At 63.2% G+C, this 17,867-nt stretch carries 11 protein-coding genes; 8 read left to right on the top strand and 3 right to left on the bottom strand.

Features of this window, described 5'->3' with window-relative positions:
• The 6 genes from bcsZ to C4Q26_RS10820 all read left to right on the top strand — a co-directional run bounded on the left by bcsZ (nt 1) and on the right by C4Q26_RS10820 (nt 8,518).
• Nucleotides 1-1,113, top strand: a complete 1,113-nt coding sequence (bcsZ, locus tag C4Q26_RS10845; protein WP_104883077.1) for a cellulose synthase complex periplasmic endoglucanase BcsZ — start codon at nt 1-3, stop codon at nt 1,111-1,113.
• Nucleotides 1,101-4,622, top strand: coding sequence for a cellulose synthase complex outer membrane protein BcsC (gene bcsC / locus C4Q26_RS10840; RefSeq protein WP_104883076.1), 3,522 nt, complete (start codon nt 1,101-1,103; stop codon nt 4,620-4,622). The genes bcsZ and bcsC overlap by 13 nt, the downstream gene beginning before the upstream one ends.
• A 211-nt stretch (nt 4,623-4,833) precedes the next feature.
• Nucleotides 4,834-5,733 (top strand): TauD/TfdA family dioxygenase, encoded by a 900-nt coding sequence (locus C4Q26_RS10835; protein WP_023378086.1) that lies wholly within the window; start codon nt 4,834-4,836, stop codon nt 5,731-5,733.
• 18 nt (nt 5,734-5,751) lie between these two features.
• Nucleotides 5,752-6,771 carry an ABC transporter substrate-binding protein gene (locus C4Q26_RS10830; RefSeq protein ID WP_023378087.1) on the top strand — a complete coding sequence of 340 codons (1,020 nt, stop codon included), beginning with the start codon at nt 5,752-5,754 and terminating at the stop codon, nt 6,769-6,771.
• A gap of 6 nt (nt 6,772-6,777) precedes the next feature.
• Nucleotides 6,778-7,641 (top strand): ABC transporter ATP-binding protein, encoded by an 864-nt coding sequence (locus C4Q26_RS10825; protein WP_104883075.1) that lies wholly within the window; start codon nt 6,778-6,780, stop codon nt 7,639-7,641.
• 13 nt (nt 7,642-7,654) lie between these two features.
• A complete protein-coding gene (locus C4Q26_RS10820; RefSeq protein WP_104882310.1) occupies nt 7,655-8,518 on the top strand; it encodes an ABC transporter permease in 864 nt (287 codons plus the stop codon).
• A gap of 80 nt (nt 8,519-8,598) precedes the next feature.
• On the opposite strand, the gene C4Q26_RS10815 is transcribed toward C4Q26_RS10820, so the two are convergent.
• On the bottom strand, nt 8,599-10,386 hold the full coding sequence (locus C4Q26_RS10815) for a monovalent cation:proton antiporter-2 (CPA2) family protein (protein ID WP_023378090.1): 1,788 nt from the start codon (nt 10,384-10,386) through the stop codon (nt 8,599-8,601).
• A gap of 121 nt (nt 10,387-10,507) precedes the next feature.
• Nucleotides 10,508-11,482 carry a GlxA family transcriptional regulator gene (locus tag C4Q26_RS10810; protein WP_104882309.1) on the bottom strand — a complete coding sequence of 325 codons (975 nt, stop codon included), beginning with the start codon at nt 11,480-11,482 and terminating at the stop codon, nt 10,508-10,510.
• A 178-nt stretch (nt 11,483-11,660) separates the two neighbouring features.
• Here C4Q26_RS10810 and C4Q26_RS10805 point away from each other — a divergent pair, with 178 nt between their 5' ends.
• A complete protein-coding gene (locus tag C4Q26_RS10805; protein WP_023378092.1) occupies nt 11,661-12,026 on the top strand; it encodes an AraC family transcriptional regulator in 366 nt (121 codons plus the stop codon).
• A gap of 74 nt (nt 12,027-12,100) precedes the next feature.
• Complete coding sequence (ycaC, locus tag C4Q26_RS10800) at nt 12,101-12,727, top strand: isochorismate family cysteine hydrolase YcaC (protein ID WP_023378093.1); 627 nt, start codon at nt 12,101-12,103, stop codon at nt 12,725-12,727.
• A 28-nt stretch (nt 12,728-12,755) separates the two neighbouring features.
• On the opposite strand, the gene C4Q26_RS10795 is transcribed toward ycaC, so the two are convergent.
• Nucleotides 12,756-17,852: an ATP-binding sensor histidine kinase gene (locus C4Q26_RS10795; RefSeq protein WP_104883074.1), complete on the bottom strand. Its 5,097-nt coding sequence runs from the start codon at nt 17,850-17,852 to the stop codon at nt 12,756-12,758.
• Nucleotides 17,853-17,867 lie beyond the last annotated feature (15 nt).

Genomic DNA, 17,867 nt, shown 5'->3' with positions numbered 1-17,867 from the left:
ATGCGTCGGCTGCTGGGAGCATTGCTGGTGATGTGCTTGCCCACTGTCGCGGCGGCCTCGACGGCTTGTCCGTGGCCGGCCTGGGAGCGTTTCAAGACCGAGTTGGTCAGCGAAGATGGCCGGGTGCTCGACCGCAGTGACAAACGCTTGGTCTCGACGTCCGAAGGGCAGAGCTACGCGTTGTTCTTTGCCCTGGTGGGCAATGATCGCCAAGCCTTCGCCAACGTGCTGCGCTGGACCAGCAACAACCTTGCCGAAGGGAACCTCGCAAGGCATCTGCCAGCCTGGCTTTGGGGGCGTAGCCCGCAAAACCAGTGGCAGGTGCTGGACAGCAACAATGCCAGCGATGCCGACCTGTGGATCGCCTACAGCCTGCTCGAAGCAGGGAGGCTCTGGAGCGAACCCGGCTATGGCCAATTGGGCCAGAGCATGCTCTGGCGTATTGCGGCACAGAGCGTCCGCAAGCTTCCCGGCCTGGGCGTCATGTTGCTACCCGCGGACTACGGTTTCGAGAGCGACAAGGGCTGGCGGTTGAACCCCAGCTACCTGCCACCGCAACTGTTCGACCGCTTCGCCCTGGTCGACCCGTTGTGGGGCGAGATGGCCAGTAACGTTCGCCGAGTCTGGTTGCAGGCTTCGCCCAAAGGGTTCGCACCGGACTGGCTGTTGTGGACTCCAGCGGCCGCTATCCGCCCCGACCCTGAGCATGGAAGTGGCGGTGACTATGACGCCATTCGCGTTTACCTGTGGCTCGGCATGCTGGCCGAGGGGGCGGCGCAGCGCGACGAGATGCTGCGCCATTTCGCACCGATGGCTGCGTTGACCCTGCGCAGCGGCCTGCCGCCGGAAAGCATCGATGCCCGCAGCGGTCAGGAAAGTGGCCATGGCCCGATTGGCTTTTCAGCGGCCTTGCTGCCACTGCTGGCCAGCATTCCGGATGGCCAGGTGGCCCTCGCAGCCCAGCGCAAACGGCTGCATGAGTCACCGGCCGAGCCGCAAGCATATTACAACCAGGTCCTCGCCTTGTTCGGCCAAGGCTGGGACGAAGCCCGCTATCGCTTCGACAAAGAAGGTCGTTTGCTGCCTGCCTGGAGTGCACCATGTTCCGAATGATCGGCGTGCTGACGCTGAGCGCGTTGTCCTGTGCCGTGGCCGCTCAACCGAAGGACAGCGACGGGCAGCGCCAATGGCTGCTTGAGCAGGTGCGAATCGGCGAGGCGTTGCACCGTGACGATCTGGTTCATAACGCCCTGGCCAGGTTGCGGTTGTTGGAGCCACGAAACCCCGACGCGTTGCTCGCCGCGCTGAGCCTGGCGCTGCGTGAGCAAAAGCCGCAGGAAGCAGAGCAACTGCGCGAAAGCATAAGCCAAGTCGCTCCCGGCAGCCCCCAGGAGCGCCAGGCCAGGCGTTTGCTGCAACTGCAGCAGCCGGAGCAGGTGCAACGCCTTCAGCAAGCCCGCCTCATGGCCGTGACAGGGCGCTATGACGAGGCACTGGTTGCCTATGACCAGTTGTTCGCGGGCGAGCCCCCTAGTCTGGAGTTGGCCCTGGATTATTGGCGCGTGCGAGGAAACCTCGCCGGTCAGCGGCCGGACGCGATCGAGCAGTTGCAGCAACTGGATCGACAGTACCCGGGCAACGCCGGTCTACGGCAAACCCTGGCCAGCTGGTTGTTCAGTGAAGGGCGCAACCACGAAGCGCTGGCGGTGCTCGAACAGCTGTCCCGCGACCCAGCGGCACGCGACGCTGCCGCGCAGCGCGAATTCGACTATCTGTCCGAACAACCTGTGAGCGCCAACAGTGTCGCGGGCTGGCAGGCTTTCGCCCAGCGCTATCCCGCTTCGCCGCTGTTGCCACTGGCCGGCGAAAACCTCAAGCAGCAGCGCACCCTCGTGGCTGACCCTGCCTGGCAGGCCGGCCAGCGGGGCAAAGCGTTGCTCGACCAGGAGCAGAACGTTCAAGCCGAGGCACAACTGCGCCTGGCGCTGCGTCGTTATGCGGACGATGCAAGCCTGCACGGGGCGCTGGGCGTCGCATTGATGCGCCAGCGTCGCTATGCGGAGGCGAACACGTCATTCCGCCAGGCGGCGTCCATCGAGCAGAACACTCGCCTGATGAGCAAGTGGAAAGACCTTGAAGCGTCCAGTCAGTACTGGGGCCTGCTGCAGAAGGCAGACAGCTTGCTCGAGAAGCAAGACCTGCGCGGTGCTCGTGCACTTTACCAACAGGCGCGTCAGCAACGTCCTGAAGACGAGTTCGCCTTGCTTGGTCTGGCCGATGTGGCATTTGCCGAAGGCGATCTGGCCGGTGCCGAGCGGCAGTACCTGCAAGTGCGGCGAATGGTGCCGGACAATGAAAGCGCGGTGCGCGGCCTGATGCGTATCTATCAGGCGCAATCCACGGCCAAGGCCGAAGCCTATCTGGACAGCTTGCCAGCAGCGCAACAGGCCCAGTTCGCCAGCCTGCGCCGCAGCCTTGTCCTTGGCCGCCTGCGCGAGCAGGGCGACGCGGCCCTACAGCGACAGGACTGGATCACTGCCAGCCAAGTGCTGGGGCAGGCTGTCGAGCTCGCACCGGATGAGCCATGGCTGGTTTATCAACTGGCCAACAGCCTGCGCCAGCAAGGGCGTGACGGCGAGGCGGACGCCGCGTTCGCAAGGTTGCTGCAGCGCCAGCCAGCGGATCCGGCTACCCGCTATGCCCATGGCTTGTACCTTGAGTCCAGCGACCGTGATGCATTGGCTCGCAATACCCTGCAGGCTGTCCCGCAAAGCGCCTGGACCGACGATATGCATGCGCTGGACAAGCGCGTGCGTCGTCGCATGACCTTGGCGCAAGCTCAGCGCTTGCAGGAGCAGGGCCGTACCGATGAGGCGACCGCCGTTCTGGAAGCGGGTCTGGCCCACGGCGAGGGTGACCCCGACGACCTCCTGCTGATGGCTGACTGGGCGGCAGAGCGGGGCGAGCATGGCAAGGCCCGTGGCTATTACCAGCGTGTGCTGGACGTTCAGCCGCAGCGAGCCGAAGCGCGCCTTGGCGTGATGGAGAGCTGGGTTGCCGAAGGTGACCTGGCGCGTGTGCGACAGGCATTGGCCGCACAGCCGCTGCAACTGAACGATCAGGAGATCGACTCCCAGCGGCGCCTGGCGACCGTCTGGGTCGCATTGGGTGAGAAGGACAAGGCCGCCAGGCTATTGGACCGGATTGCCGCGCGGCAGACCCAGCCCGACCCATTGCTGCGCCGAGACGCTGCCCGCCTGGTCGCGGCCAAGGACCCTCAGCGGGCGCTGGACTTGTATGCCGCAGCGATGGCCGACGCGCAGTTGCTCAGCCGCTCGGCGGTATCGCCACGCGACGACCGCGCCCTGACCTTGGCCAGTCGCGCCAAGGACGCGGACGACTGGTTGGTGCGCAGCCTGCGCAGCGATGTGGATGAGCTGTACCGCCAGCGCAATACCAACGTCACCCTCATGCATGACTACGGTTGGCGCAAGAACGACGGCACTCCTGGTATTTCCAGGTTGAGCACCCAATCGACCCTGCTGCATGTCGATACGCCCTGGGAAGACGGTAGGGCGTTTGCGCGCGTGGAGCGCATTGGCATGGATGCTGGTTCGTTCGATCTGGACGAGAATGGCAACAACACCGCTGATTTCGGTACTTGCCAGTTTGTCGGCGTCACCCGTAGCGGGGCGCTATTGCCGACCTGCCGCCCGGGCTCGCAAACGGCCAATGGAGGTGTTTTGGCGCTTGGTTGGCAGAACGAGCGCTGGGGCTTCGACCTGGGCACTACCCAAGGGTACGAGGTCAATAACTGGCTGGGCGGCGCAATCGTCAACGGCGACCTCGGACAGGTCGGTTGGTCGCTGGCTGCCTCGCGCCGGCCGATGAGCAACTCGTTGCTGTCTTTCGCAGGTGCTCGCGACCCGGCTACCAACGTCCGCTGGGGCGGTGTTACGGCCAACGGTGCCACCCTTGGCCTGAGCTGGGACCAAGGCGGGGACCATGGCGTCTGGGCAAGCCTCGGGCACCACTGGCTGTACGGTGAGAACGTTGCCGACAACCAGCGTACCCGCGCGATGGCCGGCTATTACTACCGTGCGGTCGAAAAGGCGGACGAGCGCGTGCGGGTCGGCCTGACCCTGATGCACTGGCGATATGACAAGGACCTGGGAGGCTACAGTCTGGGCCAGGGCGGTTACTACAGCCCGCAGCGCTATGAGTCGATCGGAGTACCGGTCAGCTATGCCTGGCGCAACTTCGATTGGTCGTTCCTGGTGGAGGGGTCGGTCAGTTGGTCCCGTGCCCACAGCGACAGCAGTCGTGTCTATCCGAACGAGAGCCTGAACCGCAAGTTGCTGGCGCGTTACGACATCATCGCGTCGAACATCGACGCCATGACCGAAGCCAGCGACAGCAATGGCCTGGGCTACCGCTTGCATGGGGCGTTCGAACGGCGCTTGAGCGACCGCTGGGCATTGGGCGGTGGGTTCGACTGGCAACACAGCGATGACTACGCACCCAGCCATGCGATGCTCTATGTGCGCTACATGTTCGAACCTTGGCGAGGCAACCTGGCGTTACCGGTCACCTCACTGGAGCCCTACAGCGAGTGGCGCTGATGGGCATCCAGCGCTTGGGGCGTTGCATGAACGGCTTCATATGTTTATTCGTTAAAGATATTTAAATTATTTTTCTTATGCCCTTATAGTCGCTCCCACTGCGTACCCGCCGACCAATCGGCGCGCCGCACGACTTGAACCCACACGGGAAAACCCCGTGCGTTTCTGATCGTCGCGCGCCCTGAAGTCGCGCACTGCGTGGGAGTGAAACATGTCAGCCGCCTCGAACGCCTTGTCGTCCATCGACAGCGCCCAGCCGCAATTCTTCGAAATCCGTCCATTCTCCGGTGCCGTGGGGGCCGAGATCATCGGCCTGGACTTGGCCAAACCAGTCAACGCCGAAGATTTCCAGCGCATTCACCGTGCCCACCTTGACCACCATGTGCTGGTGTTCCGGGAGCAACGGATCAGCCCCGAACAACAAATCGTCTTCAGCCGCCGCTTCGGCGAGCTGCAGATTCATGTGCTCAAGCAGTTCCTGTTGGCGGGCCACCCGGAAATCCTGATCGTGTCCAACATCGTCGAGGAAGGTCGCAACATAGGCCTGGGTGATGCTGGCAAGTTCTGGCACTCGGACCTCTCGTACAAGGAACTCCCCAGCCTCGGCTCGATGCTCCATGCCCAGGAGCTGCCCAGCGAAGGGGGCGACACGTTGTTCGCTGACATGCACAAGGCCTGGGACGCGGTGCCCGAAGCCCTGCGCAAGGTGGTCGAGGGCCGCAGCGCTGCACACTCCTATACCGCGCGCTACGCCGAGACCAAGTTCGAAGGCAACTGGCGTCCGACCCTGACCGCCGAACAACTGGCTCAAGTACAGGAGGTCATCCATCCGGTGGTGCGTACGCACCCGGAAAACGGGCGCAAGGCACTGTTCGTCAGCGAGGGGTTCACCACCCGTATCGTCGGCCTGCCAGAGGACGAAAGCCGTGACGTGCTGCAGCAGCTCTACGCCTTGAGCGTGCTTGAGCAAAACATCTACCGCCATCAGTGGCAGCCCCATGACTTGGTGTTCTGGGACAACCGCTCGCTGATCCACCTAGCCACCGGCTGCCCCGCACACCTGCGGCGCAAGCTGTACCGCACCACCATCCAGGGCGATGCCCCGTTCTGACGACTGAGGAACCACATCATGCGCAAATCCATCAGCCGCCTGGCGGCGAGCATCGGCCTGGGCGCAAGCCTGGTCATCGGCAGCCTCGCCGCACCCGCGGTAGCCCAGGCCGAAGGCAAGATCCGCATCGCCGAGCAGTTCGGCATCGTCTATCTGCTGTTGAATGTGGTGCGCGACCAGCACCTGATCGAGAAGCACGGCAAGGAGCAGGGCATCGACATCGAAGTCGACTGGGCCCAGCTTTCCGGTGGCGCCGCGATCAACGACGCATTGCTGTCTGGCTCGGTTGACATCGCAGGTGCCGGTGTCGGCCCGCTGCTCACTGTCTGGGACCGCACCAAGGGCCGGCAGAACGTCAAGGCCGTGGCTTCGCTAGGCAACTTCCCGTACTACCTGGTCAGCAGCAATCCTAATGTGAAGACCATCGCCGACCTTTCCGAGAAGGACCGCATCGCGGTGCCGGCCGTGGGTGTTTCGGTGCAGTCACGCTTCCTGCAGTACGCTGCCGCGCAGCAGTGGGGTGACAAGGAATACAACCGCCTGGACAAGTACACCCTGGCCGTTCCGCACCCGGATGCCACCGCAGCCCTGTTGGCGGGTGGCACGGAACTCAATGGACACTTCTCCAACCCGCCGTTCCAGGACCAGGTGTTGGCCAACAAGAACGTGCATGTAGTGCTCAACAGCTACGACTTGCTAGGGCCAAATTCGCCGACCTTGCTGTTCGCCACCGAGAAATTCCGCAAGGACAACCCCAAAACCTACAAGGCCTTCGTCGACGCGCTGGCCGAGGCGGCGGACTTCGCCCAGAAGAACAAGGCCGCCGCGGCCGATACCTACATCCGCGTGACCAAGGCCAAGATCGACCGTGACGCGCTGATCAAGCTCATCGACAACCCGCAATACGAATTCACCGTTACGCCGAAGAACACCTACAAGCTGGCGGATTTCCTCTACCGCGTCGGTGCCATCAAGAACAAGCCGGAGTCGTGGAAGGACTACTTCTTCCAGGATGAACGCCCGCTGCAGGGGAGCTGATCGATCATGACCGCCCCATTGCCAGGCCACACGGCCAGCAACCTGAGCCGTGTCGACGCACCCGCCTTGCTGCAGGTGAATAATCTCAGTCTCGAATACCGCACGGCGCAGCGCGTGGTGCGGGCTACCCACCAAGTCAGCTTCGAAGTCGATCACGCCGACCGATTCGTTCTGCTCGGCCCGTCTGGTTGCGGCAAGTCCACCTTGCTCAAGGCCGTGGCCGGCTTCATCGAGCCCCAGGAAGGGCAGATCCTGTTGCAGGGCCAGCCGGTCAAGGGCCCCGGCCCCGACCGCATCGTGGTATTCCAGGAATTCGACCAACTGCCGCCGTGGAAGACGGTGAAGCAGAATGTGATGTTCCCGCTGCTGGTGTCTGGTCAGCTCAAGCGCGCCGAGGCCCAGGAGCGCGCCCTGCACTATTTGAACAAGGTTGGCCTGGCGGCATTCGCCGATGCCTACCCGCATACCCTGTCGGGTGGCATGAAGGCGCGGGTGGCCATTGCCCGGGCACTGGCCACCCAGCCCAAGATCCTGCTGATGGACGAGCCTTTCGCCGCGCTCGATGCACTGACCCGTCGCAAGATGCAGGAAGAACTGCTGCTGCTTTGGGAAGAGGTGCGTTTCACCCTGTTGTTCGTCACCCACTCTATCGAAGAGGCGTTGGTGGTGGGTAACCGCATTCTGCTGTTGTCGCCGCACCCAGGGCGGGTGAGGGCGCAAGTGCACAGCCATCAGTACGACCTTGGCAGCCTGGGGGCTGCCGATTTCCAGGCCAGCGCCCGGCGTATCCATCGTCTGCTGTTCGACGAGGCGGACGCACCCGAGCAGGCGGCCGACCTCGGCTTCAACGATATTCGCATCGCCTACTGACAGGAGCTCAGCCATGACCACTACACCTGTACGCCAGGAATACGAGGTGCAGCTGGAGCCGCTGCTCAGTGTGCCTCTTGAACGTCGACTGCCACTGGCCCAGCGCCTTTGGCAACTGGGCGGGTTGCGCAAGGCGGTGATCCTGATCGCCATCGCCGCCCTGTGGGAAGCCATCGCCCGCTACCAGGGCAATGACCTGTTGTTGCCGAGCTTTTTGCAAACTGCAACAGCGCTCTGGGACGGCATGTTCAGTGGTGAACTGCCAGCCAAGGTCGGCGTGTCGCTGGTGGTGTTGCTCAAGGGCTACGTGCTCGGCATCGTCCTGGCGTTCGGGCTGACCAGCCTGGCGGTATCGACCCAGCTCGGACGCGACTTGCTCGGCACCCTCACCTCGATGTTCAACCCATTGCCGGCCATCGCCCTGCTGCCCTTGGCCTTGCTGTGGTTCGGTCTGGGGGACAACAGCTTGATCTTCGTGTTGGTGCACTCGGTCCTTTGGGCGCTGGCGCTCAATACCTATGCAGGGTTCCTCGGGGTATCGGACACCTTGCGCATGGCCGGGCGCAACTACGGCCTCAAGGGACTGCGCCTGGTGTTGCACATTCTGGTGCCGGCAGCGTTGCCGTCGATTCTGTCGGGGCTGAAGATCGGCTGGGCGTTTGCCTGGCGTACCTTGATCGCGGCGGAACTGGTGTTCGGCGCCAGCAGCGGCAAGGGCGGCTTAGGCTGGTACATCTTCCAGAACCGCAACGAGCTTTACACCGACAAGGTGTTCGCAGGCTTGGCCGTGGTGATCCTGATCGGCTTGCTGGTGGAAGGGTTGGTGTTCAACACCCTGGAGCGGCTGACGGTGCGGCGATGGGGAATGCAGCGGTAGATGACGGTGCAAACGACCTTTGCCAAGCCGCGCGGCGGGAGCCCCCTCCCTTGGCGCGACTGGCTTTGGCCTAAAGGCGCTCAATCCGCATCGGAGTCGAACAACCGCTCCAGCTCCATGCGCGCCTCCTTGGCGGTCTGCATGACTTTTGCCCGGTCATCGCGCACCTGTCCCTGAGCAACCAGCACTTCTTCATCATGCTGGGTGAATCGTTCGATGCGGTCAGTGGCCTGCTCTTCGCTCAAGCCCAACCCAACCAGAGCGCGGCGTGACATTTCCAGGCTCGAGTAGAACGTCTCGCGAATCGGTTCGGCACCCACATCCACCAGCTTGTGCACATGCTGACGGTTGCGTGCGCGTGCCAGCACCTTCAGGTGGGGGTACAGACGCTTCACGCGTTCCGCCGTGCGAGTGGTGATTTCCGGATCATCTGTGGTGATCACGAAGTACTCCGCTTCGCCGACCTTGGCCGCGTGCAGCACTTCAGGACGCAGTGGGTCGCCGTAGAACACCGGAGCCTGCTCGAACATGCGCGTCATTTCGATGGCGTCCACCGACGTTTCCAGGGCAATGAATGGGATCTTCTGGGCCCGCAGGATACGCGACACGATCTGCCCCATGCGGCCCATGCCGACAATCACCACGCGTGGCGTACCAGCATCGATGGACTTGTACTGCTCCGGCACTTCACGCGGTGGCTGCGGGCGTTTCAGTGCCCGAGCGCAACCGAGCATCAGCAGCGGCGTGATGGCCATCGACAGGGTGATGGTCATCAGCAGCAGGTCGTAAGTCTGTGCATCGAACAAGCCCTGGTCCTTGCCGAGCTTGAACACCACGAAGGCAAACTCGCCACCCGCCGCCAGGACCATGCCCAGGCGCAGGGCGCTGGCGCTGTTCAGGCCACCGGCCAAACGCCCCACCCCAATCAACAGCACCAGCTTCACTGCCACCAGCAACAGTGTCAGGCCCAGCAGTACCAGCGGCATGTCCAGCAGCAGGCGCAGGTTAGCGCCCATGCCCACGCTGATGAAGAACAAGCCCAGCAGCAGCCCTTTGAACGGTTCGATCTGCGATTCCAGCTCGTGGCGGTACTCCGAGTCAGCCAGCAGCAGGCCGGCAAGGAAGGCGCCCAAGGCCATGGAAATACCGGCTTGCTCCATCAGCCAGGCGGTGCCGATGACCACCAGCAGCGCCGTGGCGGTGGACACTTCCGGCAGTCCGGTACGGGCCACTGTGCGGAACACCGGACGCAGCAGGTAACGACCACCGACGATCACCACGGCGATACTGGCAAAAACCTTGAGGCCATGTTCCAGACTGTCGCCGTGGCTGGTGTCAGGGCCGCTCGCGGCCAACAGCGGTACCAAGGCAATCAACGGGATGGCGGCAATGTCCTGGAACAGCAGGATGGCGAACGCCAGGCGGCCATGGGGGGCATTGAGTTGCTTGCTTTCGGCCAGGCTCTGCAGGCCCAGGGCGGTAGACGACAACGCAAGGCCCAGGCCCAGCACCACGGCGGCGGGCAATGACTGGTCGAAGCCATACAAGGCAATGGCACCGATGACCGCGCCGGTCAGCAGCACCTGTGCAGTACCAACGCCGAACACCGATTTGCGCATCAGCCAAAGGCGCCGAGGTGACAGTTCCAGGCCGATGATGAACAGCAGCAGGACGACTCCCAGTTCCGAGATGTGGGCGACGCTTTCGGTGTCGCGAATCAGGCCCAACGCCTGCGGGCCGATGGCCACGCCGGCCAGCAGGTAACCAATGACGGCGCCCAGTTGCAGGCGCTTGGCCAAGGGCACGGCGACAACGGCGGCGAGCAGGAAGATGACGGCGGTTTGCAGCAGGCTGCTTTCATGTGGCATAGGCTCGGACTCCATGAGCTGCCTGGGCAGCGAGGTACAGGGTGAATACGCATTTTGCGGACTGTGGCCGGGTACGACAATCCCGCGGCGAGGGGACAGATTGTCCTATCATGGAAGACAATCAATGCCCGCCAAACTGCGCTCGATACTGCGCCGGCGTCATGCCGATTCGCTCGCAAAATACTTTGCGCATGTGCCGGTCGCTGCTGAATCCGCATTGTGCCGCCACGACTTTCAATGGCAGGTCGCTCTCTTCCAGCAGCTTGCGCGCCCGGTCTATACGGGCATTCTGCAGGTACTGCATGGGTGTGATGCCGACTTCACGCTGGAAAGCACGGGCGAAGTTGCGGCTGCTCATGGCCACCCGCTCAGCCATTTTCTGCACCGTGAAGGGTTGCTCGATATGGTCGACGATGTAGGCCTGAGCGCGGGCGATGGGGGTGTCGTCCCGAGGTACAGCTGCCAACAGCGGCCCATACGGCGTCTGCCCGCCCTGGCGATGGCGGGCTACCAGCAACACCTTCGCCACCTCCAGGGCAAGCGACTTGCCGTGGTCTTCCGCCACCACGGCCAATGCCAGGTCGATACCCGCGGTGATGCCGCCGGAAGTGATCAAATTGCGGTCGATGACGTAGATCTGCTCGGTTTCCACTTTCGCTTCAGGAAAGGCCCGGGCCAGGCGCTCTACGTAGTTCCAGTGAGTCGTGCATCGATAACCGTCCAGCAACCCGGCACGCCCCAGCAGGAAGACGCCCGTGCAGATGGCACCGAACCGTCTGGCGCTACGCGCCGCCTGGGGTAACCAGCGCTCCAGTGCGGGCAAGGCGACATCGTAGGCCCCCGGTCCACCCGGCACCAGCAGCAGGTCGACCGCCTCGGGCAAGTCTTCGAGGGGTGCATCGGCCAGGGCCTTCAACCCACAGGATCCGCGAATCGCGGCGTGCCCTTCGGCCACCGTGATCAAGCGATAGTGTCGATCCTCCGGTAAGAACCGGTTGGCGATGGCAAAGGCATCCAGCGGGCCGGTGACATCCAGCAACAGCACATCATTGAACAACACCATGGCCACGGTGCGGTGAGCACGATTTTCCTGCATGCCTTTCTCGCCTTGATACGGGCCCGTTCAGGGGCCGACTACTGAACACGAAACTCATCTTAGGTTATCGGTCTGGCAGGGAGGGCCAGTAGTGCAGGTTTAAGAACTATTAAGGTTCGGCTCAGGACTTTGTCATGCTCCGGGCGCGAGACTTTCTCCATTGAACAGGAGAGTCGCCATGCACCCGGACCCTTGCCCTCCCGGCGCCCTGACCCCCGCCCGCCTGCATCAGGCCAAGGAGCTGATGCTGCGCAGCTCGTTGTCGATCATCGAGATTGCCGGGGTGTGCAACCTCACCCGCAGTCACTTCTCGCGCGCCTTCAAGGTCACCACGGGTCTCTCGCCCCAGGCATGGCGTTTGCTGGCGCGGATGGAAAAGGCCAAGCGCCTGCTGGCCACCGAGGCGCCGATCACCCATGTGAGCCTGGAGTGCGGTTTTTGCGATCAGGCCCACTTCACCCGTGCATTCAGCCGTCTGGTCGGACAACCGCCCAAAGCCTGGCGCCAGGCAGCCAAGGCCGAGCCCCTCGGCGCACATCCTTAAGCCGAAAGTATCCGTCGGTATAGCCACATAGGGACAGTACCGGCCCCGTTCACCCAACCCAAGGAGTCACACTCATGAGCCAACCAGACTACAAGCGCCTGAACAAAGACGACGCAGTCGTACTGCTGGTCGACCACCAGACCGGCCTGATCTCGCTGGTGCAGGATTTTTCCCCCAACGAGTTCAAGAACAATGTGCTGGCCCTGGGCGATCTGGCCAAGTTCTTCGGCTTGCCAACCATCCTCACCACCAGCTTCGAGCAAGGCCCTAACGGCCCGCTGGTGCCAGAGCTCAAGGAAATGTTCCCGGATGCTCCCTACATCGCACGTCCGGGGCAGATCAATGCCTGGGACAACGAAGACTTCGTCAAGGCGATCAAGGCGACCGGCCGCAAGCAACTGATCATCGCGGGTGTAGTGACTGACGTCTGCGTGGCGTTCCCGACCCTGTCGGCGCTGGCCGAGGGCTTCGAGGTGTTCGTGGTGACCGACGCCTCGGGCACCTTCAACGAAACCGTGCAGCAGGCGGCTTGGGTACGCATGACCGAGGCGGGCGCGCAGATGATGAACTGGTTCTCGGTGGCCTGTGAGCTGCACCGTGACTGGCGCAACGATATCGAAGGCCTGGGTAACCTGCTGTCGCAACGTATTCCCAACTACCGCAACCTGATGAACAGCTATGCGGCCCTGAGCGCCCGCTGACATTACCCAGTCGCCGGCTAGCCGGTGGCTACGCGAGGGGAGGCTGGATCGGTACGCTGAATCTGATCCGGCATCCCCCCAGCTCCGACACCAAAGCTTGCAAGCGCCCACCGTGGGCCTGCACCACTGAATTGCAGATCGCCAGCCCCATGCCCAATCCACCCGATTTGGACGTGTAGAAAGCCCCGAACACACGCTCCCGTTCTTCTGGCGCTATGCCTGGGCCGTTGTCATCCACGCAGATTTCCACCGTATCGCCCACCACTGTCGAGACAATGCGTAGCACGCCGTCACTGCGGTAACCCGCCAGGGCTTCCAGGGCATTGGTGATCAGGTTGTACACCAATTGTTGCAACTGCACCGGATCTGCCATGACGCTCACTGCCGCGTGCAATTGGGTACTCACCTGCACCCCACACTTGAGGGCATCGGCGGAGGTCAGGCGGACCACTTCAACGACTAGCTCATCGAGATTCATGGCCTTGCGCTGCATCGGTGACTGTTTGGCCAACGAGCGCAACGCCTGGACGATGTTCGCGGCCCGCTCGCTGTCAGCACGGATGTCTTCCAGGCCGGCGATGGCTTCGGCCAGGTCAGGCTCACCGCGCTTGAGCCAACGAAGGCTGGCCGCGGCGTTGGAGGCTATGCCCAGCAGCGGTTGGCTGATTTCGTGGGCAATGGACGCCGACAGTTCGTTCATCACCTGCAGGTGCGCGCTGCGGGCCAGTTCGGCGCGCGACCGACGCAGTTCGGCTTCCATCTGGGCGCGGGCCTGATTGTCCTCGGCCAGGCGTGTATAGAACTTGGCGGTCTGTAGCGACACCGCCGCCTGTGAGGCGAGGATTTCCAGCATGGCCAGACGCTGGCTGCCGAACAGGTTGGGCACCAGACGGTTTTCCAGGTAGACCAGGCCGATCAGCACGCCCTGGATCACCAGGGGCAGGCACAGCACGGATCGCGCGCCGCGGGCCTGAAGCTCCGGGCGAAAGGCTTCCGGGCAATCGTTCGCTGCGTCGTTGAGCGTCAAGGGCTTCTTGGTACGCATGGTGGCATTGATGATCGACAGTGGCGCCTGGGTCCTGAACGTCTGGCAGTCATCCAGCCGGACATGCAGGCCCGCGTCGTCGATATAGGACAGTGCTGCCATCTGGAACTCGGCACCGCTGACGATCAGCAGGGCACCATGGTCGGCACCGGAATGCTGGGTCAGGTGGCCCATCAGGGTTTCGATCAGCCCTTCGAGCAGCACTTCTTCGGACAGCGCTCGCGCGGCTTCGATGCCCACTTCCAGGTCCAGCCGGGCCTGGCTGGAGGCGCGGTAGGTTTCCTGCACCGGTTGAGTTCGCAGGAATGGGTGCAAGGTCTCCAACTGGCGGACCTTGCCTGTCGCACCCCAAATGTGGAAGCAGTCGCGTGCAAGTCGCAGGTGCAGGTTGGCACCGGAGATCAGGCCGCTGGGGATGCACACTTCGGCCAACTGTTCGTGGGCAAGCGCCTGTTCGTGAATGAAGCCGGCGGCAGTGGCGGCGATCTGGGCCTGGTCGAAGCAGCGTATGGCTGCCAGGCCGTCACCGTTAAGCTTGGCGATGACGCCTTCGATCAACAACAGCTTGTTACGGAACGTGATGGGGTTGAACTCGGCCCATTGCGCGAAGCGCTCGCGCAGTTCGCCCAAGGTCTTGCGTTTCATCTCGGGTGTGCCAGGCGCTTCTGGGCTGCCCAGCGCCAGACCGCGAAACAGCTGGTAGTCGGCCAGGTTGATATGCGCCGGGGCAGCCCAGGCATGTGTTCCGGCTTCGTCCAGGCTTACGATCGCCTGGCGTATATCGCCCAGGTAGAACGCGGACATACCGTTGAACAGCGCCTGGAAGAACCGCGTCGTTCTGGAGGTGCCGAGTTCGTGCGTGAGGGTCGCTGTCGTGCCTGACGTCAAGCCACTGCGGCAAGGTTCGGCAATGCTCATGTTGGCAACGAAGTGTTGTTGCGCCAGGAGGATGCGTTCGATATCCCGATAGCCGTAACGGCGCACGGTGTCGAGGCCCTGTTCTACCTCGGCAGCGACTGTTTGCAGATGGTGGCCCATGAACAGCGAATCCGACACCAGGTGGTTGCAGGCATAGCAGGCCATGGCCAGGTCGCCGCTCAGGCGCGCCGAATCGATGGCTTCGAGTGCGGTGCGTCGGGCGAACTCCATCGGGGCGGTCCAGGCACTGACTTGGTCCAGCGCGAGCAGGGCGCTGGTCAGGTCGGCCTCGAACCCCTGTCGCTCGATCAACTTGAGCGCGGCCAGGCAGTAGGCGTGCCCATCATGATAGGCGGCGAAGCGTTCGGCATTCATGACCCCGAACCAGGCCAGCCCATAAGTGCTGCCAGGGGCCACGCCATATGCCAGGGTCAGCTCCATGATCTTGGCCAGGTGCAGGCAGCACAGGTCATCCTCCACGAAGAACGACGAAGAGAGCGTCGCCAGCAGTTCTATCGCGACGATCGCGTGCTCGGCTTCGGCCTTGGGCAGCGATTCGAGGCAGTGGCGACCTTGCTGCTCGATCAGGCCGCGTATCCGTGCATATTCGCTCTCGACCATGTGCCTATCGTTGCCGCGTGCCAGCGAGATACCCAGCAGACCAAGGCCTGTCAGGGCTGCATCGATGGCGGTTTCATAGTCGGAACGCAAAGTGTGCAACCGTGCCTCCAGCCGGTAGGCGCGGGCGTGCAGCAGGGGTGTGCTGGCGCGTTGTCTGCATTGGGCGATGTGTGCTTCGGCTTCGGGCATGCGCGACATCAGCATGTCGCACTCCGCCGCCAGGGCGGCGAAGGTGAAGGCCTTGGCCCTGTACGTTGCTGATTCGCAGCATTGCCTCAGCAGGGCTTCACCGGCTGCCAGGTAGCTGGCGGCTTGCGCGTATGAGGCGTCATCGCGGGCCCGAAGCGCGGCGTCCTCCAGCATCGTCAGGAACGTTGAGTATTCATCTGCTTCGAAGGCCTGCAGGCTGGCGCGTTGCACCTGGTTGGCGATATCGAGCACGGCATTGGGCAGGTCGTCCTGCCAAACCTCACGCATGGCCTTGGCGATACGTGCATGTTGCGCAGCTCGTTCGCACTCTGGGGTCAGTTCGTAGGCAGCTTGCATGACCCGGTCATGGGCGAAGCACAGGCCTTTCTGGCTGGGCAGCAGAAAGCCCGCGTCGACCAGTGCCTTTAGCCGTTCACCGAGACGGGGTACGCCGCAAGGCAGCGTCTTTTCAAGCAAGCGCTCGTCGCAACGGCCGCCTGCAGCACTGGCAAGGCGCAGCACATCGCGTTGGGCAACCGGCAGGCGTGTCAGGCGATCGACCATCAGGTCGGCGACGTTGTCGGCGTAGCGATGCTGCGACACGGCCTGTAAGGACCACGTCCAGCGCATGGTCTGGGTGTCGAAGGTGAGCAGGCCATCTTCGACCATGACCTGCAGGATCTGGTTGATGAAGAACGTGTTGCCGGCGGTCTTGGCGTGCACCAGTCGTGCGACCTGTATCGCCTCTTCGGGCGGCACATGGTAGCGCTCGCCGATCAGATCCGACACCGCCGCAACGGAGATCGGGCGTAGCTCGATGGTCGTGATGCGCACTTCCTCGGGGCGAGTCGGTAGGGCATGGGCGGGTGCTGGATCGTTGCGCCGGGCGAGGATCAACAACAGGCTGTCGGGCGGCTGCGCGAGCAGTTCTGCTAAAAGGTGCAGGGTTGCGCTATCGGCCCACTGCGCATCATCGAAAAACAGCACCAAAGGCTGGCCGGGCCGGCTGAACACCCCTAGAAACTCGACCACCGCCCGCAGCTCTTTCTGCATCGCAAGGCGGGTGGGTTTTTCCGGCAATTCCGCCATGGGCCCGATGATCAATTGCAGGTCAGGGGCGAGCTTGCCCAGCAGCCGTCCGCGTCCCTTGAGGCGACGCAGGATCTTGTGTCGCAAGGAAGCCAGGTCTTCGCTGTTCTTGGCCAGCAGCTGCGTGGCCAACGAACCCAGTATGTCCAGCCACGGCGCATAAGGCGCGCCTTGTTCCAGGCAGGTGCACTTGCCAGATGCCCAATACCCCTCGGCGTAAGTCTTCAGTGCGGCATGGACCAGGCTGGACTTGCCCATGCCGGTGGCACCGTTGACGAACAGCACTTGGGGCTTGCTGTCCCGGCGCAGGGCCCTGAACAGTAGGCCGATGGTTTTCAGCTCGGCCGTGCGTCCATGAAGTCGCTCGCGGGTGGGTGATATCGGTTCGGCGCAGCCAGGCGTGAAGTGATCGAGGGGCTCTTTGGCTGGGTAATGTCGGCGGCAATGGGCAAGGTCGATCGCCAGCGCCCGTGCACTCTGGTAGCGGGCATCGGGTTCCTTGGCCAGCGCCTTGTTCAGCACTTGGCTAAGTGCCCGTGGCACCTTGGCGTCGACTTCGCAGGCCGTTCTGGGCTGCACGCCAGCATGCAGTTGGCGCCAGTGCGACATGTCACGGCCTAGCAGAGGCAGTTCGCCCAGCAGCAGCTGGTAGAGGATTGCACCCAAGGCATAGATGTCGCTGCGCCGGTCGCTGACGCTGCCATGGGGGCAGACCTGCTCTGGGGCGAGGTAAGCCCAACTGCCTACCGGTGTCTGCTGTTCGCCGACCAGCTCCGGTGGATCGGCATGGAAGCCGCCGATCTTCACGCCCAGGTCGTGCTGGACGAACACATGCTGAGGTTGCAGGGCACCGTGCAGCACGTTGCGCTCGTGGGCCTGAGCCAAGGCCGTGGCGGCGTTGGTCGCCACGTCGAGGAACGTCGATAGCGTGATCGGGCCAAGCTCCGCAAGGTCATTGATCGAGCGACCTGCCGGATAGATCAGCAACGGGCCTTCTGCGGAGCGGACGAAGGCTGAGGGAAGTACAGCCCATTGCGGGTCCAGCTGAAGGCGGTAGTTGCGTTCGAGGCGCCGGCAGGCGGCAGGGGCTGCGAGGGCCGCGCGAATCGCTACCCAGGCCTGCCCCGTCGCACTGTCGCGCAGACGGAAGTAGGTCAGGTCGCCTTCCTGCCCCAAAGGCGTGATGTCGCAGCGGCCCAGCCAGCCGTCGTCGATCGACTGGTCATAATCGATGGGCCTGTAGGCAAGGCGTTCATCGAGCATAAAGCACCCCTGCTA

It is taken from the genome of Pseudomonas sp. SWI44, assembly GCF_002947915.1.
Taxonomy (GTDB): domain Bacteria; phylum Pseudomonadota; class Gammaproteobacteria; order Pseudomonadales; family Pseudomonadaceae; genus Aquipseudomonas; species Aquipseudomonas taiwanensis.
The sequence above is the reverse complement of the archived record's forward strand: the minus strand, read 5'-3'. Positions and strand labels throughout refer to the sequence as shown.

Excerpts from the sequence above, each read along its gene's own strand:
- C4Q26_RS10810 (WP_104882309.1), bottom strand. The coding sequence starts at position 11,482 with ATGCAGGAAAATCGTGCTCACCGCACCGTGGCCATGGTGTTGTTCAAT.
- C4Q26_RS10805 (WP_023378092.1), top strand. The coding sequence starts at position 11,661 with ATGCACCCGGACCCTTGCCCTCCCGGCGCCCTGACCCCCGCCCGCCTG.
- C4Q26_RS10795 (WP_104883074.1), bottom strand. The coding sequence starts at position 17,852 with ATGCTCGATGAACGCCTTGCCTACAGGCCCATCGATTATGACCAGTCG.
- C4Q26_RS10835 (WP_023378086.1), top strand. The coding sequence starts at position 4,834 with ATGTCAGCCGCCTCGAACGCCTTGTCGTCCATCGACAGCGCCCAGCCG.
- bcsZ (WP_104883077.1), top strand. The coding sequence starts at position 1 with ATGCGTCGGCTGCTGGGAGCATTGCTGGTGATGTGCTTGCCCACTGTC.
- C4Q26_RS10830 (WP_023378087.1), top strand. The coding sequence starts at position 5,752 with ATGCGCAAATCCATCAGCCGCCTGGCGGCGAGCATCGGCCTGGGCGCA.
- bcsC (WP_104883076.1), top strand. The coding sequence starts at position 1,101 with ATGTTCCGAATGATCGGCGTGCTGACGCTGAGCGCGTTGTCCTGTGCC.
- ycaC (WP_023378093.1), top strand. The coding sequence starts at position 12,101 with ATGAGCCAACCAGACTACAAGCGCCTGAACAAAGACGACGCAGTCGTA.
- C4Q26_RS10820 (WP_104882310.1), top strand. The coding sequence starts at position 7,655 with ATGACCACTACACCTGTACGCCAGGAATACGAGGTGCAGCTGGAGCCG.
- C4Q26_RS10825 (WP_104883075.1), top strand. The coding sequence starts at position 6,778 with ATGACCGCCCCATTGCCAGGCCACACGGCCAGCAACCTGAGCCGTGTC.
- C4Q26_RS10815 (WP_023378090.1), bottom strand. The coding sequence starts at position 10,386 with ATGCCACATGAAAGCAGCCTGCTGCAAACCGCCGTCATCTTCCTGCTC.